Raw genomic sequence first — 22,481 nt, forward strand, 5'->3', positions numbered from 1 at the left:
CTTAAAAATGTCTTATCTTTGATGTAAAACTATGACTTCTTCTTTTGATACTTGATTTTGTTCTTGCTAATAAAAAAGCACCTGCTAAGCTATCAGGCGCATCATCATTTTTACCCTCTGGAAATTCTAAAAGCTGATTTATGAGCATAGTTTGGCTTTTATGTAAAAAAAGTTCTTCATTTTCAAAGGCAATACTTAAACTCTCAATACGTTCAAACTTGCTAGTACTGTTATTTTTACCTCTTAATGGTAAGAACACTCCGCTCTCTAAACTTTTTTCTTGTATCCATTTTTTTAAGAAAAATTGACCGCCATTAGTTTCAATTTCAATTAAACGGCACTTATAAATTTTTTGTAGGTTAAAAATAGTTTTTATAATACTTTGTGCTTTTAAAATTTTAACAATGCTTTCTATTACATAAAAGCCCTTTGCAGCTTTACCAATAACTGTAATTGCTGTATAATCGCTTTTTGCTTTCTCTCCTGCTGGATCAATATACATGTAATATTGGCTAATGGGTGGTAAGTGATTATAAAAATTAATTGTTTCAAGATTAAATATTTGATTTTCACTTCTTGGATTATTAAGCTGCTCTTTATTGAAAGCTTTTAGGTTTTCAGCTCTTAATTTCATTAAATCTTCTAAACTTTTAGCCTCGCTCCAAAGAACTTTAGCTCCCTTATCCATTAAGGTTTTATTTTTTATGTAAAAATTATGAGCGCTTTTAAAATCACTATTTCTATAAAGTGTAGCATACTCATCCCATAAATCAAGTCTTTGTGGAAATTCTTCAATAGAACGAAATACTTTTGGATTCCAAAAACCAAGTTTTAATTTTCTTGCTAGAACGCTATCATTATGCAAAATTGTACCAATATAAAGCACATCAAGCTTTCCATCAGCACTTCCTAAGTTTAAAACAGCCTCATCTACCCAATCTTCTAGTTTATCTCTTTGATCTTTACTTCTAACATTGGTGTCATTTTCTAAATCATCCAAAATAACCAAATCAGGTCTTTTAACCCCATATCTAACACCACGCAATCTTTTTCCACTTCCAAAAGCTTTAACCTTAACACCGTTATTACTAACAAATTCTCCAACACGCCAAGTCTTGCCAATTCCTACTACTTCAGGAAAATCAAGTTTTAAATGGGGATTATCTTCAAGTTCTGCTTTTATAGCTTCAAGCATTCCTTCCATAAGCTCTACTGCATCTGAGATTTCTACTATAAAGCTTTTGTAATTAAAAACCAAACACCATAAAGGAAAAAGCTGTGAGGTATAAGTTGATTTACCATGTGCTCTTGGGGCAGCTATAGCATGTTTTTCTCCTTTACTCTCTTTTTTAAGTGCCAATTTTTCAAAAACTTTATTTAAATGCAAATGTAAAGCACACTCACCTTTAATGGTAAAATAATGTGGAAAGTAAGTTCTTGCAAAATAATCAAAATCCACACTTGCTCTTTTAATTCTTTCTTCTTTTAAGGCAGGATCTAAATGACTTTCATGCAAAAATTGAGTTTTTAATTCATTTTTTAACTCATCCATCCATTCTAAAAAGTCTTTTCTTTGCATAGCACTTTTTAACTCGTTTGGAGTGCTCTCATGTTTTTGCTCATTTATTATTAAAAACTCATCTAATTCTTCTTTAGTAAAAAGCATTATTCATCCATTGCTAAGATTTCTTTTTCTATCACGCCACTTTCTAAAAGCAATACTAGTTTGCTCACACAATCTTTATCATTTTTCAAATGGCTTATTATGATTTCAACTACCTTTTTAGCGACATTTAAACGATAAGTACTTGGATCTTCAAGTCTTGCTACTTTTCTCATTTTTGAAAAACTATCTCCTATTCTTGCAATAGCTTCAGTTTTTTTCTCAGCATTCATTTTTTCATCAGAATTGATATTTTCAATCGCGCGAAACATTTGATCTGTAAAGCTTTCATATAAAGATGCACTCTCCTTGTCTTTAATTTTTGAAGTTAAAAGACTAGTTTTAACCTTATCCCAATCTCCATCTTTTGCTTTGTAATTTCTTATAGTTTTTTCATTACGGTTTAAAATTTTTGCAATTTTGAAAATATCAAAACCTGCAATGTATAGTTCTTTTGCAAGTTCTTTAATCTCATTGCTAGCCATTTATACTCCTTAAATCCATTCTTCTTCTTTTGTGTTTAAACGCCCTAGCTTTGTTTTGTGGAATAAAATCATCTTCATCAATTTCAGTTGGAATTTTTTTATTAGCCATTTTTAAAAGCAAATCATTTGCCCATTCTATAATTTCATTCAAACTTTCCTTTGGAAAATCATTACGGCGTTTTAGCTCCATAATTGCAAGCTTTACACAAATATCTTTTAAAAGAGGAGTTGGTTTATTAGGTATCTTTATAAAACTTGCAATATAACTTTGTGCATCATTAATGGCATCATCAATTACTTCTTTATCGCACACGCCATTGGCATTTAAATCGCTAAGTTGTGCAATATCATCAAAACTTAATTCTTTGGTTAAATCATACTCGTTGATTAAAAATGATTTTACTTCTTTCATTATTTGCCTTTTAAGCTGGTTAAAATATGGTTAAAATCGTTTAAAATAATTTTCTAATATCTTTTTAGCTTTAAAGGTAAAAAATACTTTTAAAGCTAAATTTATGCGTTTATTTTAAAACAAGCTTAATAAGTCCATTTGGTCTAGTACAAACTGGCATTGCTCTCATTTCACCTACAATTTCAATTCCAGCTCCACGAGATAAAATCTCAGGCTTAGAAACAAACATTAAACTTGGTGCTTTTCCTAAAGCTTCTGTATGATTAGCTCTTGTGAAGTAAATGCGATTAGAATTATCTTTTGGAACAACAATACCTTCATTGCTTGCTAAAAATTCTACATTTTTACCTTTTGTATTTTTATATTTTGCACTATAACGGCGGAATTTAATTCCATAAAGAATTAAAGATTTATCTTTTTCATCTCTACTTGCAAGATTATTTTTATAAAGATCTTCACTCAATGCAAGATTAGAAATGCTCGCAAAAAGTTCATTTCCACAAAGCACTTCATAATCTATATTAGTGCCAAATTCATCAACTATTGCAGCATCTATACTATCGCATATATTAGCTAGTGTTGCACTTCCATCTTTTTTAACTTCAATAGTAGTTTTATTTGTACTACCAAAATCAAAAAGCACATTTCCTTTACCATCTAAAATCTTGCCAAACAAAGCTCCATTTGCCATGTATTCAAGTGTGGTAGCAAAGCTTTCCCTCATTCTCTTAATACAAACACCAATAGCCCCGCTTAAAGTTTTAATTTGAGCTTCTCTTAAAGCTAGTGATCTTAAATTATTGATTTCGCTAGCTGAAATTCTTTCAGCTAATGCAAAGCGTGGTAATGGAATATTTAAAATATAAGAATTTCTGGTTTCTTCTAAAAGGTGTTCCCCGTTTTCACTCACACTATTTAAAACAACACCAGCTCCTTTTATAATTTCAACTCTTGCTGTACTTTCTAAAGAAGGAACTTTTTCTTTAAAAAAAGTATCACTTACAAAATGCGGCGAAGCTTTGGTTTGATTAATAACTTCGCTAACTTTTGTGCTTGAAAAAATCTCTAAAAGTTTTTCTAAATCCATTGTTACTCCTTAGTATTAATAATTAAATTTTGCAAAAAAGCTTTTTTGATTGCACTTTGATGAATATCTGAAAGAATTACTTCGCCCATAAGCAAAACTCCATAATAACCATTATTAAATACATCATCTTTAAGCACTGCTAATTTGATATTTTCCTTAGCGCTAATATCTTCATTTGGGCATTTTTTAAAATTTTCCCCATAATCTTCACTAATAAGCAAAGTTCCTCTTGCTAAACTTGGATTTAATTCCATATCAACCTTTGCATTAATTGAAAACAAATCTTTAACAATAAGACTTTCTAGTCCTTTTGGCATAGCAACTAAAGGTTCATTGCTTAAACTTTTTTGTATATTTTTTGGTGGCATTTGTTCTCCTTGTTCTTTTATGAGAGTAGTTTTTTCTTCAATGCTTTGGCTTACTAACTCAATATTTTCATCTACTGCTTTTACATCATCTTGCAATTTTAAAGCTTCATTTTGTGTATTTTCATCAAGATTTTTTGTATTTGGTTTGTTTTGATTTTCGTTTTTTCTTGCCATTTTAAGCCTCTAACATCATTTTAACAACATCTAATTCTTCATTGTTGCTTGGGGTATTTTTGTTTGCAAATTTATTATTTTGCATATTGTTAATTTCTGGAGCACTATTAATAAAAGCAGTAAATCCTTCAAGGTCTTTACATGCATAAGTTAATGCCCATTCTTTTTGAGAATTTGCAATTTTTCCACTACTTAAAGCATTCTCTACTAAAGAATTAGCCAAATCTTTAGTACTTTCTTCGTTTTGTTTTTTTAAGTCCTCATTTTCTTTTTTTAGCAATCCGTTCTCATTTTTTAAAGCTATAATTTGAGATTCTAGCTCTTTAATTTTTTCATCCATTTTTTCTCCTTTATTTTGATTATTTTTATTAGCAATAAGCTCATCAAGCTCATCTATAAACGGTGTGTTTGTTAGAGCAACAGAGTGTAATTTTGCTCTTATTAATTTTCCACTTTTATTGTCTTTTGCATTAAATTCAAAGACAGGAGATAAATAGCGGTATTGTTTATTTGCTATATATTTTTTAGCTTCCTCATTAAACTCAGCTTTTGCCATTAGTGCATCATTTTCTAAGAAAAGCTCTTTGATCCAACCTGCAGCTGGAGCTTTTTCATTTTTAAGAGTTTGATGTTCATAATCTATAACTATGTCAATCTTTTTTTGATTAAAATTATCAATCATAGACTCTAAATCTTTATCATCTATCTTAAAAACACCATTAGCATGACCTTTCCATTCTCCTTTTATGGCTACTTTTATTGGCTTATCATTGCTAGCTTCAACTAGGTTTTCTTTATTGATAAAAAACATTTTAAATCCTTAAAAAATCATTTTTTGGCAAAAAACCACTTTGCAAAGTTCTTGCATAAATACTTAAATAACCATGATCACTAACTCCTTCATAAATCTTTTTAAGATCTTTTAACTCTACCCTAAAGCCATTATTAAGCTCTGCATTTGAAAGCACCTTATCAACGCTTTCTATGGTGTCAAATAATTTGTGTTTTGCATCTATTCTATGTTTAGGTGTTTTTGATTTGGTGTGAGTTAAAATATAAAGTTTCCAAGTACCTATTTTATTTTCTAAATCTTTATAGCTTTCTCCTTCAAAATCAAGCAAAAGCGAAGCTTCTAAACCATTGATACAAGTTGCTATATTTTGAGTATTTTCAAATTCCCCTAAATATGCTCTGATATTAAAATCTTCAAGTAATTTTAAAAGCTCAACTTCAAATTCTTTAAGCATTTGTTTCCTTATAAAAAATTGATGGCATTTTAGAATGAGAGTTTTTTACTTTCAAATAATGATTTTTGCACAAAGGTTTTAGCACAATTTTTTTCTATTTTTTAAAGAACCTTTTTTATTAAACTTGCAGCAATTCAAAGGAGAAGAAAATGAAAGCAAACCCTTATTTTAAACTTGATGAGTTTAAATGCAGATGTGGAAAATGTGAATTGCCAAAAGGTGTACCAAGTGATGAGCTTGTGGATATTCTTTGTCAAATAAGGGAGCATTTTAACTCATCTATAATTATAAATAGTGCTTATAGATGTGCTTCTCATAATGCTAAAGTTGGCGGTTCCCCTAAATCTCAACACACCTTAGGGAGTGCAGTAGATTTTGTAGTTAAGGGTGTTAAAACAGAGGAAGTTCATCAATATGTTTTAGATAATTTTGGCGAAAGAGGTTTAGGGATTGCTATAAAACATAATTTTGATAATCCTTATGCAGGTTTTGTACATATTGATACGCGTGGTAAAAAAGCAAGATGGACTTATGCTTAAAGGTTTAAAATGTTTGATATATCTAAATTATTTGGCTTTGAAAAAATAGCTATTTTTGCCTTAGTTATTTTAAGTTCTTTTTTGTTTTTTAAAAACCATACTCTAACTTTAGAAAATGAAAATTTAAAGCTTAAGTCTTTGCATTTAAATAGTGAAATAAATGTATTTAAAGATAAATTAAAAGAGCAAAATAAAGCTATTGAAAAATTAAAAATAGAGTTAAAACCCAAAGAGGTTTTAAAAGAAGTTTTAAAGGTTGATAAGGTTTTTATCAAGGATGAAAGCTGTCAAAGTGAGCTTAATGCTTATAAGGAGCTTTTTAATATCTTAGGTAGCAAGCAATGAGAATTCTTTATATAAAACTATTAATCCTTCCTTTTGTTTTAAGTGCTTGTGCTAACAAGGATATTTTGATTAAAACTGAATTTAGCGAGGTTAAAATACCTGTTAAATGTCCTTTAAAGCTTCCTTTAAAACCTTTAAACAAGGGTGATTTAGCTAGTGCAAAAGAACTTAGCAAATATTATTTAGAAATTGAAAGTATTGCTAAAACTTGCACAGGATGGGATGAAAATGAAACTAGTTATTGAACTTAGCATTGCTTCTTTGTTTTCTAGCTTTGCTTTAACTTTATTTTATTTGATTGAAATTCTTACAAGGAACTAGCACATGAAGTTAGAAGATATTTTTGTATATATAGTTTTAATGATAGTAAGCTTTATAGCAGGACTTGTAGGAATAGTAACGAAAAACAAGCTAAGCAAAGAGCTTAACATAAAAGGCAAGTTTATACTCTTTTTAAAAGGTATGCTTGGATCTATGTTTGTAGCTTACTTAGTTTTTGAAATTGTAAGTTATTTGAATTTTGGTATCAAATTAAGTGTTGCTATGGGTGGATTTGCAGCTTACATGGGAACAGATGCATTACTTAAAATAGAACAGCTTGTAGAAAAAATAATAAGCAAGAAAGTAGAAAAACTATGAATGAGCTTGGCATCATTTGCGACATTAAAGACAACAAAGCAAAAGTTGCTATTGGAGAAATGGTAACTGATTTTTTAAGTGTTTTTCAAGCTTTTTCAAATTCTTACGCAGTGAGCTTTTCACCTTTAAGAATAGGAGAACAAGTTTTAGTAATGCCTGTGCGCGGGGATTTAAATTCAGGTGTAATTTTGCGTGGGCTTTATCAAGAAAAACACAAAGCAAAAAACACAGATACTAATACTTTTAATATAGACTTTGAAGATGGAACACACCTAGAATATAACTCTAAGAGTAGCACTTTAAAGCTTGATGTAACTAAAGATATAAATATTACTTGTATTAATGCACATATTAAAGCAGAAAAAGTTTTAGTTGATAGTCCTAGTATTGATTTAGGACTTGGTGGTAAAGGTGTGGTAACTACTGAATGCATTTGTGCTTTTACGGGAAGCCCACATCCACATGGCTCAGGCAATACAAGGAGTAAAATCTAATGGCAATTTCACAAGGCTCTTTAGTTTTAAAAATGGAAAAACATTTACAAGATCAAGGTTACTTAAGAGTAGAAGATGAAGATAATGGCAGGGGATATAGAAGATATTCTATGCCGTTTTTAAGAGCCTTAGCTGCAGCTATTGTAGAAGAAATTAAAGAAAATGCCAAAGCAATTGACACAGCAGATGGTGGTAAGTGGAGTATAGAATGAAATTTATGGTTAGCATTGAAGAAAGTGTTAAAGACATTTTAATCACTCCTTTGGGTTCAAGAGTAATGAGACCTGAGTATGGTTCTTTGCTTTATACACTAATAGATAGAAAAATTGATGATGATTTTAAAATCAAACTTACTAGATATACAGCAGAGGCTATTTCAAAGTGGGAAAAAAGAGTAAGGTTAAAAGGTGTGCGTTTGAATGAATGCAAAGATAATAAATTAAACATTACCTTGCTTTTTGAAAATTATCAGGATTTAAAAGTGGAGCTTAGTAAATGAGTGAAATTTTAAACGCTAATAATGCATACTTTAAACAAAGCTTTTTAAAAGATATTCCTTATCCAAAAATCATAGAAGAGCTTGATTTTGAAAATATTTTAAAAGATCTTGAAGAGCTTTTTAAAAGCTTTTTAAATGAAAATGTAGAGCTTTTAGAATCAGATCCTTTTAAGGCTGTATTAGAAGCACTTGCTTATAGAGAAATGATAATTAGAGCAAGAATTAATGAAGCAATAAAAGCTACATATTTGCACTATGCTAGTGGAAGTGATTTAGATAATGTAGTAGCAAATGGCTATTTGATACAAAGGCTTAAAGGAGTTAAACCAACAGCCAAAGTAGAGTTTGAATTAAATACTTTTCTTACTTATGATGTAATCATTCCAAAGGGTGCGATTTTTTCCAATGAAAATGCTGATATTGCTACCTTAAAAGAAGAAGTGATAATCAAAAAAGGACAAAACAAAGCACAAGGTATTTTAGAACTTGATGAGTTTGTGCAAAGTAAAGAAAGTAAAACCGAGTTTTTGCAAACTCCACTTCCTTTTGTAACTAAAATAAAACAACTTGAAAGTTTTAGTGGTGGAGCAAGTGAAGAAAGTGATGAAGCCTTAAGAGAAAGAGCTGTAATGAGTGTGCATAGATTTTCAACAGCAGGAAGTGAAAAAGGATATATCTACCATGCCCTAAGTGCAAGTGCTAAGGTAGCTTCTATTAAAGCTTTAAATAATGGAGCTGGAAAAGTAAGAGTTATTATTAAAAGTGAAGATGAAACAAGTGTTGATGTGGTTAAAGAGTATTTAAGCGCAGATGAAAGAAGACCTTTAACTGATGAAGTAAGTGTGGAATTGGCTAAGAAAAGAGAGTTTATTATAGAAGCTAAACTTTTGCTTTTAGAATTAAGTCGTGCTAATGAAATTAGCGAAAAAATCAATGCCTTACAAAGTGATTTTGATTTAAGTGTAGATTTAGCACTGGGATTTATTTATAAATGCTTACATCAAGATGGGGTTTATAAGAGTGAAATTTTAAGCATTAAAGAAAAAAATACAAATGAAGAAGAGCAAGAATTAAAAGACTTACCTTTGGAAAATATATTAATAGCTGATGATGAGTTTGCAAAAATTAGCTTTGAACTTAGCTATGAAAAGGCTATATTATGAGTAACTTAGTTTTAAACCACCACCCAAAACAAAGCAAAGCTATTGATTTAAGTGCAAAGGCAAGATTTGAAGATTTAAATTTAGCTAGTATCACAAATTTAGCACAGCATTGTGATGAAAGATTATTGCCAATTTTAGCAAATGCTTATGATGTAAGTATTGATGGTTTAAGCCAAAAAGAAGCAAGAGCGCTTTTAAGCAAAGCTTTAATGCTTAAAAGACATGCAGGAACTACCTATGCCATAAAAGAAAGCTTAAAAGCAGTATTTGATACAGCTTTAGTAGAAGAATGGTTTAATTATGATGGTAAGCCTTATCATTTTAAAGTAAAAGTAACTAGTTCTCATAAACCTTTTGATGAAAACACTTTTAAACAGCTTGAAAAACTTATTTATGAGTATAAAAATGTGCGTAGTGTTTTAGAAAGCATAGAGTTACAAGTGCAAAGTAATTGTGATAAATACAATGCTAGTGCCAATTTTACAATAGAAAATATAAGTGTTTTACCGCTTAGAGTAAGACAAAGACAAGCAAAGCTTTCTTCTTTTAACGCAATAGCTGTTTTTATTAGTGAGAAAAATATACAAAGTGGAGTTGTTTTATGAATAGTGAATTTTACACCATACTCACAAAAATAGGTATAGCAAAAATTATCGATGCAAGAGCTAGTGGAAAAGCTATAGTTCTTTCTAAATTTAAAGCCTCTTCAAAAATTATCATTCCTAAAGAAGAGATGCAAAGTCTAGAGGAGATTGTGTATGAAGCAAATATTAATTCTAAATATGTGGATGAAAAAAATGATCATCATTTGATTTTAGAATGCATTATAGGTGCAAATGAAGGTGGATTTGAGATTAATGCTATAGGTATATATGATAATGAAAATGATTTAATCGCTATAGGAAATGTCCCAAGAACCTATAAGCCACTTTTAGAAGAAGGTGCTGCTAAAGAGATTATCTTTAAAATCATAATGGAGCTTTCCAATACTAAAGATGTGATCTTAGAACTTGATAAGAGTATGGCTTTAGCAAGTAAAGATTATGTTGATAGTATGAAAATAAATCTCTTATTGCCTATAACAAGTAATTCTAATGCTATCTTAAAAATTTTTAATGAAAAAATAGACAAAATCAAAGGAGAATAAATGAGTGTTGATATGAGTTCAAAAATAGATGAATTAGCTCACAATATGGGAGAAGTCATAAATAGAGCTGATGCATTGATGGATAAATTTGAAAAAAACGAAGGTGATATTGCAGGTATTCAAGAAAGCTTGGAGGCTAAGGCGAAACTATTAATACAAAATCTATCTTGGACAGTAAGCAGTAAGGCTGAAAGTGATACTAACTTTAATACTTTACAAAAAGCACTAGATGAAGCTAGTAAATATCAAACAATAAAAAACTTTTTTATTACTATAACTATAAAACCTGGATACCAAGGACCACTAAATATAATTTTAAATAACGTAAATTTAAGTTATGTGAGGGTTTTATTAGAAGGTAGCATGGAAGGTTCTTTTACCTTTAATGTCAAAAATTCTAACTTATGTGACTTGATAGGCTTAAATATCATATTAAATGCTGTAAATAGCAATTTGTATTTTTCTGAAAGTATATACTTTAAAGGTTATAGTAATATTATCAATTGCAATGTATATATTAAAAACCTTTTGATTAATAGAACTATAAATTATGAAAAATATGTTGGAATTACTGATTTTAGAAATTGCAATATTAATATAGAAAATATTGAAGTTAACATTATTACCGAAGATACTAACAATTTAACAATACAGGGATTAACTTTTTGGTCTTCTGTAGCTATTTTAGGCAATGTAAAATCTAATTATACAGGAAATAGACAATTTAATCCAATCTATAACGTTAATAGTAATATTGAGATAGGAAATATAGAAACTTTTTTTAATACAGAAAATAGTTTTTGTAGTTCTGTACTTATAACTAGAGGTGGTTTTGTGTCTATTGTAAGAAAATTACAAATAGTTTCAAATATAACATTAAATTTTGCCTATATAGCTGAAGGATTTGTTGTTGTTAGGGGCATTAAAGAGTTAAATAATAATAGAGCATCAAATATAACTAAGGGTGTTTTAACTGCAGATGGTGGCTATATAAATATATAAGGAGTTTTTATGATAGTAATTAAAGAAATAGGAACAAGATACGAAAAATTAATTTTAGAAGTAATAAATGATTGTTTGGAAACAAATAGAACCATAGCTAATGTGAATAGAGAGCTTACTTATACTGAAACTAATGGGTTTAGTCAATATCAAGATGATATCACACCCGAAGAAATTGAAAATGGCACTAAAGCAGTAAAAGAATACTGTCTAGCAAATAAAAATGAGAATTTGTATTTTGAATACTTACTAGCAATTTCACAAGAAGATGAAAAATTAAATGTTTTAAAAGAAAAGAAAAAACATGAAATTCAAACTAAAAGAGATGAGGCTTTAGAAAGCGGACTTGTTTATAATGAGCATACTTTCCAAACAAGAGAAAAAGACAAACTCAACATCAATGGAGCTGTAACTAATTTAATGCTTGATATGCAAAGTGGGACTAACTCAATCTCTGAAATCATTTGGATTGATATAAATGATGAAAAAGTAACTTTTACACCACAAGATTTTTTAAAATTTGCTTCAATGGTGGCTTATCATACCCAAGAAATTACCTTTAAAGCAAACATCTTAAAAGAAAGAATAGAACAAGCTAAATCTGAGCAAGATTTAGAAGCTATTGTTTGGGAGGAATGATGAAAAAAGTAATTTTAAAACCATTTAGCAAAGATAGATTTATACTTGTGCAAGATTATGAGTTTAGTTTAAAAAGCTTTAAAGGAAAAATCCCTGCTAATTTTACAAGCAATGGAGCAAATATTCCTAGAATTTTTTGGAGTATTTTTCCACCAAACTCACCTGAATATTTAAGTGCAGTTGTTGTGCATGATTATTTATGTGAAAGAGCTAATTCTAGAAATGATTATAAATTAGCAGATTTAGCTTTAAAAGAAGCTATGCAAGCCTTAGGATGTTCTAGTGTTAAAACTTTTATTTTTTATCATGCGTGCAATAGCTTTCATGCAATTAAATGCTTTTTAAAAGGTATTTAAAGGAGTTTAAATGGATTATGGCATTTCTTATATACCAGAAGATGGGCAAGGTGGCTTAATAAAACCTCCAATTCAAAAACCAGAAGTAATTGATAAAGAATTTATAGAAAAACTTATAAATGAAAAACTAAGTCATACTAAAGATGGTTTAAATGGCAAAAATGCTTTAAACATAGAGCTTAAAGTAGAAGGTAAAAAGCTTTTTTATAGACATTCTTTAAAAGAAAATCCTATTTTTACTTTTAAAGAAAAAATAGAGTTTCAAGCAAGCTCTTTGGCTTATTTTGAAAAATTTACAATTAAAAGCTTTCCAAATAATGCAAAAAAAGCAAAAATATCTTTAGTTACTATTTTTGCAGATAATGGAAAAAATTTTAGCATTAGTGCTAATACTCAAGGATCTTATGAGTATCTTGGAAAGTTAAATCCAAAAGAAGCAAGCGCTGTGTTAATCAATGAAAAAAGCGCAATATTTAAAGCAGAATTAGATTATAAAATTTTAAAAGAAAACACTCTAAGTTCTATTGAGCAAGCTTTATATATTGATAAGATTTTTATCACTTTAGATTTAATTGATGAAAATGAGCAAGTCATATCAAAATGCGTTATTTCTTATACATTCTTACAAGAAGATTTAAACTCAGATTTTCAAGAATTATATGATTTTAATAATGCAGCTAACACTTTAAGCACAAAATCAAAAGAATTAAAAAAAGGAGTTAAATAATGGCAGCTAATTATGGAGTTAATTTTACTATAGAAAATGGTGCAGCAAGTCCTATAGCTATACAAAGTGATACACCTATAGGTATAGCTGGAGTGATTGAGGGTGCAAGTAAAGATATGATTTATACTAAGGCTGGATATGAAAGCACCCAAACTATGCCAATTTTTGCTTTTTCCAATGCAAACAAAGCAAAAGAGTTTGTAAGTGATTTGATTAAAGAGCATAATTTACAAGATTTTAGACTCTTAGACACTTTAGAATGCATTAATTTACAAAATGTTTCTAATGTGATTATCATTAGTTTTTTTGAAAAAGATACAGAGGATGAAAACACTTTAACAAATGCAAGTGAAGCGATAGAAATGTTTAAAAAAGCAAAGCATCGCACAGGCTTTGCTCCTGATTTAATCATTGCTCCTTATTATTCTCATGAAGCAGGTATAAAAGCTAAACTTCAAAGCGTAGCAGAGGCTATGAATATTACAGCTATAGTAGATTTATATGCAAATAATGCTGGAGAAGCTATTAATGTTATGGAAAGTTTTAGCTCAAAAAGATTAGTTGCAGCTTGGCCTTGGGTACAAATTTTAAATACCCAAGGAAAATACACCTATGTTCCTCAAAGTCCAATCATAGCAGCAATGATAGCACATACTGATGGAGACAAAGAATATGGCTTTAGTGATTCTTACTCCAATAGAGTTATGAATGGAGTAACTGGGAGTGAGCATTTTGTGGAATTTATTATGGGTGAAGATTGTGATGCAGAGAGATTAAGAAATGCTCATATTTCAACTTGTATTCTTTATGAAGGCTTTAGAACTTGGGGTGGTGAAAGCAGCGATGAAGATACCATATGGCAAGATTTAGCAAGAGTAAGAACTTTTGATCGTATAGCCATAGCAGCTCAAAAGGCTTCTTTTAAAGCAATAGATAAAAAAGCTAGTGAGCTTTATTTTGTGAAGATTAGTGTTGAAGAAATGCTAAGAAATTTAAAAGGTGCTAATGTTTTAATTGGTTATGATGTAGAGTGGGATGAGGAAAAAAACACTCCAAGCAATGTTAGCGCTGGTAAATTTTACTTAAAAGTAAAAATCATGAATAACCCAATTGTAAAACAACTAACAATTAACTTCAAATACTCAGATGAATGGAGTGATGATTTGATTAAAACTATGCAAGGAGAGTAAAAATGAAAAGAAGAATCGGGGAAGTTATACAAGAATGTAATGTTTATATAGATGGTCAGGGTTACTTAGGAGTAGTTAGAAATCTAAAACTTCCTGATATAGAGCAAGAAGTGATAGAAACAAAAGGAGTTTTAAGTGCAAATTATGGTAGTGGCGTGTTAAAACCATTAGAAATCTCTTTTAAACTTTCTGTGGTTGATCCAGTAGTTTATGCTGCATTTTTTCATACAACTTATAGTGCTATTAAAGCACCTATTCTTTTTAGAGAAAGTGTGCATCAAGGAGGTGATAATCATGGAATTAGCGCTGAAATTATGGGTGAGTTTATAAGTTTAAATGAAAGTGATCATGAAAGCGGAAAAGAAGTTGAAATTGAAGTAAAAATGGCTGTTCATTCTTATATACAAAGAAGAAATAAAACACCAATTATTATTTATGATCATAAAAATACTATTTTAATGATTAATGGTATTGATTTAATGAGTGGTGTACGCTCTAATTTAACTATTTAAATGCTGGTTAATTTAAATTTAAACATTAAAAGGAGTAAAAGATGAAAGAAAAACTAATTAAACTTGAAAATGGCGAAGAGTTAAAAATGAAAGCACCTAATGTGCGTGTTTTAAAAAATGCTACCAGTAAAAGTGATAAAGAAATGGATCAAACTATTTATATGATAGCTACGCTTACAAATAAACAAGAAAGCGACATAGAAGAATTAAATCTTAAAGATTTTATGGTTTTGCAAAATGCTCTTAAAGATTTTTTGCAAGAAGCAGGAGTTATAGCCTAGAAGCTGTAGCTCTTATAAGCCATAGTTTAAATTGGGGTTTAAATGAGGTGTTAGATTTAGATTTGGAAGAATTTGAAAAAGCTTTAGAAATAGCAAAAGAGTTGTTAAAAACTAAGAGTTTTTAATTGTTTTATTCTTAAAAGAACAAAATTTTAAAGCTACATATAAAACAAAGTCTAAAACTGCAATTAAACACCAAGTTGGTAAAACAATTAAAAGTGCAATAGGTGGCATAATCATCATTAAAATAGCGGTTGTGATAATGCCTATAAAATAAGAAAAGATAAAAATAGCTATTGTATTAAAAAAACCATCATTTGCACTTTGATAACTTATTAAAAAAGCAGGTATAAGTGTTGTTAATAATAAAGCAATGTGCGAAATTGTATCATCGTTAATAAATTTTAAAACTTTCATAGCAAAGATTTTAAAATACAAACACTTAAAAAGGGTTGAATGTGGAAAATGCTGGAAGTATTGGAATTGGTGTTGTTTTAGGTTTAGTGACTAAAAATGCAAGTGCTGTTGGTAAAATAGTTAAAGATTTTAGCAATTTAGAAAAAGTAGCAGCAAAAACCAAACTCGGCATTAGTGGCTTACAAAAACAACTAGATACCCTTAAATTAAATAGCAATCTAAGAGAAGAATTAAAAGCTCAAAGAAAAGGATTGCAAGATGAAATTTTTACCTTAGGAAATTTAATAAGCAGTGGGATTGTTGGCAAAAGTATAAAAGTTGGAATTGATTTTGAAAGCGCAATGGCTGATGTAAAAAAAGTAACAGAGCTTAGCGAGGGACATAGTTTAAAAGATTTCAAGCAAGATATTATAGATTTAAGCAAAAAGCTGCCAATGAGTGCTGAAGAGATTGCAAAAATAGTAAGCGAAGGAGGAAAGTTAGGTTTAGCTAGTAAAGAAGCTCTTGAGTTTGGAAAAACAGCTACTGCAATGGGAGTTGCTTTCGAGATGGGAGCAGATGAGGCTGGTGAGGCCATAGGTGGTCTTATGGCAAATTTGCAAACTGATGTAAAAGGTATAAAAGATTTAGGTGATAGTATTAATTATTTAGCAGATAAAGGTTCTAGTGATGCTAAGAATATAGTAGATATTATAAGTAGAATTGGTGGAATGGGCAATCTTGTAGGACTTCAAAGAGAAAATATGGCTGCACTTGCGGCCACCCTTGATGAAGTGAAAATTCCTGCTGAAGTTGCAGGAACAGCAATTTCAAGTATGCTTACTAAACTTTCTACAGCAGATGCGTTAGGAGAAAAAGCAGAAGAAGCTTTTATGCAATTAGGACTTAGTGGTGAATTTATGAAAAAAGCTTTAAATGAAAACTCTCAAGAAGCTATCAATCTTTTACTTTCACGCATAAAAACACTCAACAAAGAATCCCAAATAGGAGTAATAACTAATATTTTTGGCAATGATAGTGGTACAATCAGAGCTATGACTACTTTAGTAAATGGTTATGATCGTTATCAAGAGCTCTTAAAAATGGCAAACTCTGAAGAGAAAAAAGGGTCTATGGATAAAGAATTAATTAACAAGTGTGATACAACAGCTGCTGCTTTAAAAATACTTGGCAATAACATTACTGCTATTGCAATTAAATTTTCAGATGCTTTGCTCCCTGTAGTTAAATCAGTAGCTTTAGGCTTTAGCTTTGTTACTAATATCATAGATACCTTACTTTCAAATTTTCCAGTACTTAGTACAATTATAGCTACAGCTACCGTTACTTTTTTACTTGCAAAACCAGCAATATTAGCATATGCATTTGCTAAAAACTATGTTAAAGATTCCACTCTTTTATTTAAGAATGTCTTAATAGCAGCAAGAATTCATCTTTTAGCTTTTGCCAATTCTTGTAATATTTCAAAAATATCACTTATCGGTAAAGCTCTTGCATTAAAACTAGTAAGAATTAGATTAATGGCTAGTGTGATTGCAGCGATTATTTATAAAAAAGCTGTTATAGGATTAAATCTTGTACTAGCAAATCTTTCTAAAGCTTTTATATATGTAGCAAGATGTATTAAAATTTTAACCATAACAATGCTTACTAGTCCACTTGGTATTGCATTAGCTGCAATTGGCATTGCTGCAGGAGTTATTATAGCTAACTGGGACAAAGTTAAGATTTGGTTTGCCTCTTTTATAGAATGGTTGAAGCCAATATTTAATCCAATAGTAAATATTTTTAATTCTATTTGGCAGGGAATAAGCGACTTCTTTTATGCTATTTTTGGTGGCATGTTTGAGTGGTTTGGAGATAAACTTTCTTGGATTAGTGAAGCAATAGCTTCTGTAGGAAATTTCATAAATGATGTTTTAGGATTTTTTGGTTTAAATGATGATGAAGTTAAAGTAAGTACCAATAAACAAAGTGAAGAAAAGATTATTAATACTTATAGGGATGAATTACCACAAACAAATGAAATTTTAGAAACAAAAAGTATCAAACAAATGCCAATTAATTCTACTCCAAGCTTTAACAATGGCAGTATCAATGTAACGGTCAATGGTACTTTTAATATAGCCACAAAAGATGGTAATTTTAATATGAAAGAGTTTGCTACTGCTATACAAAAAAGCATATTTGATGCTTTAAGAAAACAAGAGCAAAATAAAATCAATACTACTATTTATGGGTAATTTATGAGCGATTATATAGAGATTAAAGGACTTGAAAACTTTTTTAAGGCTTGTGATAAATTAATAGATATGGATAAACATGGGCAAAGCATTTTAGCAGGTGCTGGAGAAAGTATGAGAAATGCTATCATAGATTCTTTTAAAAATGAGCGTAGTATTTTTGGGCAAAAATGGCAAGGCTTAAAACCAGCAACAATAAAACAAAAAATTAAAGAAGGAAAAAATAATGGTATTTTAAAAAGAGATGGTGAGTTAAGCAAAGAAACGAATTGGCAAAGTAAAGTTAGTAAAAATAGTGTAGAAGTTTTTAATAATATACAAAGTAAGAAAGGTTTTAAATATGGACTTACTCATCAATATGGTAGCAAAAATAAAAATATACCAGCAAGAGCTTTTTTACCAATAGATAATAACAATGTTTTGCATAAAAGCGTAAGAGAAACAATTTATGAAGATACCAAAGATTTTATTAAAAAAATTAGCAAAAACTAAAATAGGAAAGCCATAAGCTCTCCTTTCTAAAAACTAGCAAAAGCATTATAACCTTCTTTTTAGAAGCTAGCTAATTAAATTTTATTTTAAAAGGAATTTGTTATGAACACTATAAACAAATTTCTAAAAACTAGCACACAAACTAAACCTACACAAACTAAATTAAAAGCTGCATTTGCTTGGGTGGGTGGTAAAAACTATTTAGCTAAAGAAATCATTGCTTTAATGCCAGAGCATAAAACTTATATAGAAGTTTTTGGTGGAGCTTTGAGTGTTTTTTATCAAAAAAGTCCTTCAAAAATAGAAGTTATTAATGATATAAATAACGAGCTTATTAATCTACATCTTTGTATTAGAAATAAACCACAAAGCTTAGCAAATGTGCTTAATTCTATGTTAGTAAGTAGAAAGATATTTGCAATGATAAAAAATAAAGAATTAAAGCCAAGAAATGATATAGAAAGAGCTGCTTTTTATTTTTATCTTATAAACACTTCTTTTGGATCAAGCATGGGTCAATTTGCTATGAGCAAACAAAGAGCGCCAAAAAGATTACTTAGAGATTTTAGCTTGCACACACAAAGGCTTAAACATGCTAGTATTGAGAATAAAAGCTTTGAATATATTTTAAAAGAATATGATTACAATGAAGCTTTGTTTTATTTAGATCCACCTTATGTGGGGACTGAAAATTATTATAAAAACACTAATGGTTTTGGAATAAAAGAGCATAAACTATTAAATGAGTTATTAAAAAACATCAAGGGTAAATTTATGCTTTCTTATAATGATTGTGAGCTTGTAAGAGAACTTTATAAAGATTTTAATTTTAAGGAGCTCAAAGTAAGATATTCTTTAAATAACAATGTTTTAAAAAGAAAAGAGAGCAAGGAAGTTTTAATAATGAACTTTTAAAAATAAAGTTAAAAGAATATTTTTTTAATATTCTCTTTTATTTAAACAAAGAAGCTAAAAAATCTAAAGCTTCTTTTCTAAAATTTTCTTTGCATTCTTCTAGATAATCTTTTTCTAAAATAGCTCCGTATTTTAATAGGAGTAAAATAGCTCCAAAATTATTATGATTAATAGCATAAAACATAGGTTGTTCGCCCATGCATTCTTTTGTAGCACTCATACCATTTTTAAGATACTCTAATACAACATCATTGTTGGCATTGCAAATTGCATTTACAAATCTTTTGCTAATACCTTGTCTTATATCTGATATTATTCTATTCATCTTATCTCCTTTTGTTTTGATAAGACAACATTAGCTTGGCTTAGCTGAATGTGTGCTGTTGTAAATTATATCGTTTTAACCCAGCTTGATACGACATTTAATAAGTGATTATAGTCTTTACTTGTAGCTTCTTTAAAAAACTCATCTCTAATATCTTTGTGTATTTTAGCTTTTTTTAAAGCACTATCAACTCTAGCTAAAATTGAAAAAGCATTACCATCTTCTCCGATTAATTTAACTTTTATATTTGGATATTTTATACTCATTTTTAACCCCTTAAAATTCACAAAAAGTGCTTTTTAATTCATATCTTTGTTTTTTGCTATTGTATTGAACTACAAATTTCCTACCTATAATATATCTTTCAAATAAAGGCACTTGTATAATGGTTTTATCTTCATTTATTTCAAGTATTTTTGCAATAGAATAAGAATATATTCCCATATTATAAATGCTCATAAGCTCTAAGATATTATCTCTTGCTAGATAATCTTTTTCTTTTAAAAGTCTTTTATACAAAAATTTAAATTCATCTTCTAAATCCTGCATAATTTTTTCTTTTAATTCTTCATCAGTATAGTTTTTAATCTCTTTCATTTTTTCTCCTTTTGTTGATTAAATGCACAATAGCTTGGCAAAGCTTATTGTGTGCTGTTAGATCTTAGAAAGCTCTCCAACTACCACACCAATTAGCAAAAAATCTCCATTTTTATAAAATATGTCTTTATATAAAGGGTTTAAAGAGTGTAAAATTACTCCATTATCTTGTTTTAAAACTTGTTTGATAAAAAGTCCATCTTTAGTATTGACCACACAAATGCTTTTGTTTTTAAAAGTTTTATTTCTATCTATTACGCAAATACTTCTATCTTTGATAATTGGCTCCATACTCTCACCATAGCAAGTAATAAGCTCACAATCTTTTGTTTTAAAAAAATCTAATATCTTTTGATCTATTAATATGTTTTCAAAGTCTAAAATATCATTAATACCACCTCCACCTAAGCTAGCATTGGTTTTATATAGTTTTAAAATTTTATATTTGTATTCACATTCTAATTGATCTTTTGGAGAGCTTCCATAAAAGAAGTAATTAATACTAATATTTCTTTTTTCTAAGAAATTTAAAATATGTGCATAAGGAATAGAGTTTCTAAATTTCATAGAATTAAAAGTGTCTGGATGGATACCTAATTCTTTAGCTATATCTTTTGTTTTTAATTCACGCTTACCTTCACTTGCAAGTATGTCTTTTAACTTCTCAATTACTTCTTGCATTTGCATGATCAATCCTTTTATTTTAATTTAAAAGAATTTAACAAAAAATTGCAAAAAGCAATGAAAAGATTTTATTTTGAAAGCTAGTGATTATTTTCTATTAGTAACTTTCTTAATACGCTATTTTGTGAATTTATATATTTTAAAACAATACTTTTTTTTATTTTATTTTCATCTAAATCTAAAAAATCTAAATAAGCTTGAAATAAATGATTATTTAAATCATCATCAAATTTATGATTTATAACCATATTCTTAGAAAAATGATTAAAAAATTTCTTACAAAAATCGTTATTATTTTTAAATAGCTGTACTAATTCTTCTCTTTTAAAAAAATTATATTGCTTGATCGCTTCAGGATAAAAACTACTTTCTATATTTTCATAGCTATTGATAAAATCATTAATATTTTCATACTTGCTTATTTTGAGTTTTTCTTTAGTTTCTTCATAATAATCTTTCCATTGTTCGTTTTCTAATAATTTTAATAGGTTCTTATCTGATTTATAATCATCGCGAAAATCAAATTCTAATTCTTCCATAACAAGAGCTTCTATATAGTGTTTATTGATTTTTTCTTCTATGTTGCTTAATTTTTTATTTGTAATTTGTGTGTAGGTTGAAAGTAAAATTTGATAAAAACCATAAGAATAATATGTCATTCCATTTTTTGAATAAAAGTCTATTTTTAGGAGTGAATTCTCAATATCTTTTACAAATTGTTCATCACTTAAATTACCTACTAAATATTCTATCTTGCAGTTTTGAAGTTTATAATAAAGATCAATTTTTAAAGTTTGATAAAAATCACGTCTTAGTTGGTATTTTTCTTCTTTACTTAAATAAAACATATTTTTTAGGTATTTTTCATAAAGATGATAATCTGAAGATAAGTCATTTTTTTCTATTTTAATAGAAAGATATTTTTTAGTTTTAGATATTAATGATTTATAACTTAATTTTAGAGCATCTGAAAATGTTTTTTTATTTTCATACTTGCAAAACAATAAAAAACAATGCTTGTTAAAATAATCTATATGCTCTAACACATGATATAGCAATCTTAGATTTCCATTGCATTGTTCTTTATATCTTTCGAAAATAATATTTTCAATAATATTTCTTATCTCATCTGTAATTTTAGTATATTTATTTACTTTATCTTTTATAATTGCTTTTGCTACTTCATCATTGTTTTTTATGGTTATTTCACAATCAATAACCTTTTCTTTGTATATTCGATACCAGTTTTTACTATTGTATTGTTTAGTCTGTTTTTCTTTATTGTTTTTAGCCAGATTGTTATCTTGTTCTTTTAATTCTTCCTCATGAAAAATCACAACAACATTACATTCTTTTTCTTCTTTAAGTAAATTTACAAGTCCTAAAATTTCTTTCAAAGAAAGATTATCAGATCTTCTTTCTATATTATCGAAACACACAATAATATTATCAAAGTCTTCCTTTTTTAAAAAGGAAAAAATAGCATCACTATCTATATCTATTAAGCCGCCACTTATACTTTTAACCAAACCTTCTAAACCTTTAAAAGTTGTTTTGGTAATTTTATTATAATCTCCATGTAGGCTTACAACTATTTCTTCTAATATTTGCTTATAACTTTCTTTGCCAAAAAGATCTATATAAACAACTTTTTTATCTTTAGAAAGTTTCTTTTCAACTTGTTTCCATAAATAAGTTTTACCTATGCCCCAAGACCCATTTATAGCTAAACATTTTTTAGAGTTGCTATCTAAAAAATTTGCAATATTATCAATCTTATTCATTATATATTCCTATAAAATATTATTTATATAATTTTACAAAAATATTTAAGTTTTA

General features: G+C 28.6%; 31 protein-coding genes and 2 pseudogenes. 20 read left to right on the forward strand and 13 right to left on the reverse strand.

The annotated features are described in order from the left end of the window. Position 1: 1 nt before the first annotated feature. From terL to ACOTVC_RS07310, 7 genes are all read right to left on the reverse strand, one after another. The gene (gene terL / locus ACOTVC_RS07280) at positions 2–1,666 is read right to left on the reverse strand and encodes a phage terminase large subunit (protein ID WP_214136115.1); all 1,665 of its coding nucleotides are present in this window, start codon (positions 1,664–1,666) and stop codon (positions 2–4) included. Then, on the reverse strand, positions 1,666–2,148 hold the full coding sequence (locus tag ACOTVC_RS07285; RefSeq protein WP_039663924.1) for a DUF1804 family protein: 483 nt from the start codon (positions 2,146–2,148) through the stop codon (positions 1,666–1,668). Before ACOTVC_RS07285 ends, terL begins: the two co-directional genes overlap by 1 nt. Then, positions 2,141–2,560, reverse strand: a complete 420-nt coding sequence (locus tag ACOTVC_RS07290) for a phage protein Gp36 family protein (RefSeq protein ID WP_264290557.1) — start codon at positions 2,558–2,560, stop codon at positions 2,141–2,143. The genes ACOTVC_RS07285 and ACOTVC_RS07290 overlap by 8 nt, the downstream gene beginning before the upstream one ends. Positions 2,561–2,669: 109 nt before the next feature. Beyond that, positions 2,670–3,647, reverse strand: a complete 978-nt coding sequence (locus tag ACOTVC_RS07295; RefSeq protein WP_214136118.1) for a major capsid protein — start codon at positions 3,645–3,647, stop codon at positions 2,670–2,672. 2 nt (positions 3,648–3,649) lie between these two features. Further along, positions 3,650–4,189: a hypothetical protein gene (locus tag ACOTVC_RS07300; RefSeq protein ID WP_214136119.1), complete on the reverse strand. Its 540-nt coding sequence runs from the start codon at positions 4,187–4,189 to the stop codon at positions 3,650–3,652. A gap of 1 nt (position 4,190) precedes the next feature. Beyond that, on the reverse strand, positions 4,191–5,000 hold the full coding sequence (locus tag ACOTVC_RS07305) for a phage protease (protein WP_421628160.1): 810 nt from the start codon (positions 4,998–5,000) through the stop codon (positions 4,191–4,193). Position 5,001: 1 nt separating this feature from the next. After that, complete coding sequence (locus ACOTVC_RS07310) at positions 5,002–5,436, reverse strand: hypothetical protein (protein ID WP_039663912.1); 435 nt, start codon at positions 5,434–5,436, stop codon at positions 5,002–5,004. A gap of 149 nt (positions 5,437–5,585) precedes the next feature. Between ACOTVC_RS07310 and ACOTVC_RS07315 the strand changes: the two genes are divergently transcribed. From ACOTVC_RS07315 to ACOTVC_RS07395, 17 genes and pseudogenes are all read left to right on the forward strand, one after another. Next, positions 5,586–5,975, forward strand: coding sequence for a YcbK family protein (locus ACOTVC_RS07315; RefSeq protein WP_421628162.1), 390 nt, complete (start codon positions 5,586–5,588; stop codon positions 5,973–5,975). 9 nt (positions 5,976–5,984) lie between these two features. After that, positions 5,985–6,320 (forward strand): hypothetical protein, encoded by a 336-nt coding sequence (locus ACOTVC_RS07320; protein WP_214136050.1) that lies wholly within the window; start codon positions 5,985–5,987, stop codon positions 6,318–6,320. Beyond that, a complete protein-coding gene (locus ACOTVC_RS07325) occupies positions 6,317–6,565 on the forward strand; it encodes a hypothetical protein (RefSeq protein ID WP_039663907.1) in 249 nt (82 codons plus the stop codon). Before ACOTVC_RS07320 ends, ACOTVC_RS07325 begins: the two co-directional genes overlap by 4 nt. Positions 6,566–6,644: 79 nt before the next feature. Then, the gene (locus ACOTVC_RS07330; protein ID WP_039663905.1) at positions 6,645–6,959 is read left to right on the forward strand and encodes a phage holin family protein; all 315 of its coding nucleotides are present in this window, start codon (positions 6,645–6,647) and stop codon (positions 6,957–6,959) included. Beyond that, positions 6,956–7,354 (forward strand): annotated as a pseudogene (locus ACOTVC_RS07335) (phage baseplate assembly protein V); the annotation flags it as partial. The gene ACOTVC_RS07330 and the pseudogene ACOTVC_RS07335, both read left to right, overlap by 4 nt. 98 nt (positions 7,355–7,452) lie before the next feature. After that, positions 7,453–7,665, forward strand: a complete 213-nt coding sequence (locus ACOTVC_RS07340; protein WP_240386814.1) for a hypothetical protein — start codon at positions 7,453–7,455, stop codon at positions 7,663–7,665. Continuing rightward, positions 7,662–7,952 (forward strand): baseplate assembly protein W, encoded by a 291-nt coding sequence (locus tag ACOTVC_RS07345; RefSeq protein ID WP_039663898.1) that lies wholly within the window; start codon positions 7,662–7,664, stop codon positions 7,950–7,952. The genes ACOTVC_RS07340 and ACOTVC_RS07345 overlap by 4 nt, the downstream gene beginning before the upstream one ends. After that, positions 7,949–9,115, forward strand: coding sequence for a baseplate J/gp47 family protein (locus ACOTVC_RS07350; protein WP_421628165.1), 1,167 nt, complete (start codon positions 7,949–7,951; stop codon positions 9,113–9,115). Before ACOTVC_RS07345 ends, ACOTVC_RS07350 begins: the two co-directional genes overlap by 4 nt. Next, entirely contained in the window at positions 9,112–9,720 is a 609-nt protein-coding gene (locus tag ACOTVC_RS07355) for a phage tail protein I (RefSeq protein ID WP_214136124.1), read from the forward strand. Before ACOTVC_RS07350 ends, ACOTVC_RS07355 begins: the two co-directional genes overlap by 4 nt. Beyond that, positions 9,717–10,247: pseudogene (locus ACOTVC_RS07360) on the forward strand (phage tail protein); the annotation flags it as partial. The gene ACOTVC_RS07355 and the pseudogene ACOTVC_RS07360, both read left to right, overlap by 4 nt. A gap of 15 nt (positions 10,248–10,262) precedes the next feature. Beyond that, positions 10,263–11,264 (forward strand): hypothetical protein, encoded by a 1,002-nt coding sequence (locus ACOTVC_RS07365; RefSeq protein WP_257906083.1) that lies wholly within the window; start codon positions 10,263–10,265, stop codon positions 11,262–11,264. 9 nt (positions 11,265–11,273) lie between these two features. Continuing rightward, positions 11,274–11,903 (forward strand): hypothetical protein, encoded by a 630-nt coding sequence (locus tag ACOTVC_RS07370; RefSeq protein WP_421628168.1) that lies wholly within the window; start codon positions 11,274–11,276, stop codon positions 11,901–11,903. Beyond that, complete coding sequence (locus ACOTVC_RS07375; protein WP_043019808.1) at positions 11,903–12,259, forward strand: DUF1353 domain-containing protein; 357 nt, start codon at positions 11,903–11,905, stop codon at positions 12,257–12,259. The genes ACOTVC_RS07370 and ACOTVC_RS07375 overlap by 1 nt, the downstream gene beginning before the upstream one ends. Before the next feature lie 10 nt (positions 12,260–12,269). Then, positions 12,270–12,986: a hypothetical protein gene (locus ACOTVC_RS07380; RefSeq protein ID WP_257906085.1), complete on the forward strand. Its 717-nt coding sequence runs from the start codon at positions 12,270–12,272 to the stop codon at positions 12,984–12,986. Next, positions 12,986–14,176, forward strand: coding sequence for a phage tail sheath family protein (locus ACOTVC_RS07385; protein ID WP_421628170.1), 1,191 nt, complete (start codon positions 12,986–12,988; stop codon positions 14,174–14,176). Before ACOTVC_RS07380 ends, ACOTVC_RS07385 begins: the two co-directional genes overlap by 1 nt. Before the next feature lie 2 nt (positions 14,177–14,178). After that, positions 14,179–14,688, forward strand: coding sequence for a phage major tail tube protein (locus tag ACOTVC_RS07390; RefSeq protein ID WP_421628172.1), 510 nt, complete (start codon positions 14,179–14,181; stop codon positions 14,686–14,688). A 41-nt stretch (positions 14,689–14,729) separates the two neighbouring features. After that, positions 14,730–14,969 carry a phage tail assembly protein gene (locus ACOTVC_RS07395; protein ID WP_263692842.1) on the forward strand — a complete coding sequence of 80 codons (240 nt, stop codon included), beginning with the start codon at positions 14,730–14,732 and terminating at the stop codon, positions 14,967–14,969. A gap of 111 nt (positions 14,970–15,080) precedes the next feature. On the opposite strand, the gene ACOTVC_RS07400 is transcribed toward ACOTVC_RS07395, so the two are convergent. Continuing rightward, entirely contained in the window at positions 15,081–15,386 is a 306-nt protein-coding gene (locus tag ACOTVC_RS07400) for a hypothetical protein (protein ID WP_147555786.1), read from the reverse strand. Positions 15,387–15,427: 41 nt separating this feature from the next. On the opposite strand from ACOTVC_RS07400, the gene ACOTVC_RS07405 reads away from it, so the two are divergent. The 3 genes from ACOTVC_RS07405 to ACOTVC_RS07415 all read left to right on the forward strand — a co-directional run bounded on the left by ACOTVC_RS07405 (position 15,428) and on the right by ACOTVC_RS07415 (position 19,036). Then, positions 15,428–17,629, forward strand: a complete 2,202-nt coding sequence (locus ACOTVC_RS07405; protein ID WP_257905942.1) for a phage tail tape measure protein — start codon at positions 15,428–15,430, stop codon at positions 17,627–17,629. Between the two features lie 3 nt (positions 17,630–17,632). Continuing rightward, entirely contained in the window at positions 17,633–18,121 is a 489-nt protein-coding gene (locus ACOTVC_RS07410; RefSeq protein ID WP_257906088.1) for a phage virion morphogenesis protein, read from the forward strand. A 102-nt stretch (positions 18,122–18,223) separates the two neighbouring features. Then, positions 18,224–19,036, forward strand: a complete 813-nt coding sequence (locus ACOTVC_RS07415; protein ID WP_421628173.1) for a DNA adenine methylase — start codon at positions 18,224–18,226, stop codon at positions 19,034–19,036. A 37-nt stretch (positions 19,037–19,073) separates the two neighbouring features. Here the strand turns inward: ACOTVC_RS07415 and ACOTVC_RS07420 are convergent, their stop codons facing one another. The 5 genes from ACOTVC_RS07420 to ACOTVC_RS07440 all read right to left on the reverse strand — a co-directional run bounded on the left by ACOTVC_RS07420 (position 19,074) and on the right by ACOTVC_RS07440 (position 22,426). Then, on the reverse strand, positions 19,074–19,361 hold the full coding sequence (locus ACOTVC_RS07420) for a hypothetical protein (protein ID WP_421628175.1): 288 nt from the start codon (positions 19,359–19,361) through the stop codon (positions 19,074–19,076). Between the two features lie 65 nt (positions 19,362–19,426). Next, positions 19,427–19,621: a hypothetical protein gene (locus ACOTVC_RS07425; protein WP_318529555.1), complete on the reverse strand. Its 195-nt coding sequence runs from the start codon at positions 19,619–19,621 to the stop codon at positions 19,427–19,429. Between the two features lie 16 nt (positions 19,622–19,637). Further along, on the reverse strand, positions 19,638–19,958 hold the full coding sequence (locus ACOTVC_RS07430) for a hypothetical protein (RefSeq protein WP_421628177.1): 321 nt from the start codon (positions 19,956–19,958) through the stop codon (positions 19,638–19,640). A 57-nt stretch (positions 19,959–20,015) separates the two neighbouring features. Beyond that, positions 20,016–20,645 (reverse strand): S24 family peptidase, encoded by a 630-nt coding sequence (locus ACOTVC_RS07435; RefSeq protein ID WP_257395617.1) that lies wholly within the window; start codon positions 20,643–20,645, stop codon positions 20,016–20,018. 77 nt (positions 20,646–20,722) lie between these two features. Further along, a complete protein-coding gene (locus ACOTVC_RS07440; protein WP_421628178.1) occupies positions 20,723–22,426 on the reverse strand; it encodes a P-loop NTPase fold protein in 1,704 nt (567 codons plus the stop codon). Positions 22,427–22,481: the final 55 nt, after the last annotated feature.

This window comes from Campylobacter sp. GB48, from assembly GCF_049221845.1.
GTDB lineage: Bacteria > Campylobacterota > Campylobacteria > Campylobacterales > Campylobacteraceae > Campylobacter_D > Campylobacter_D lari_C.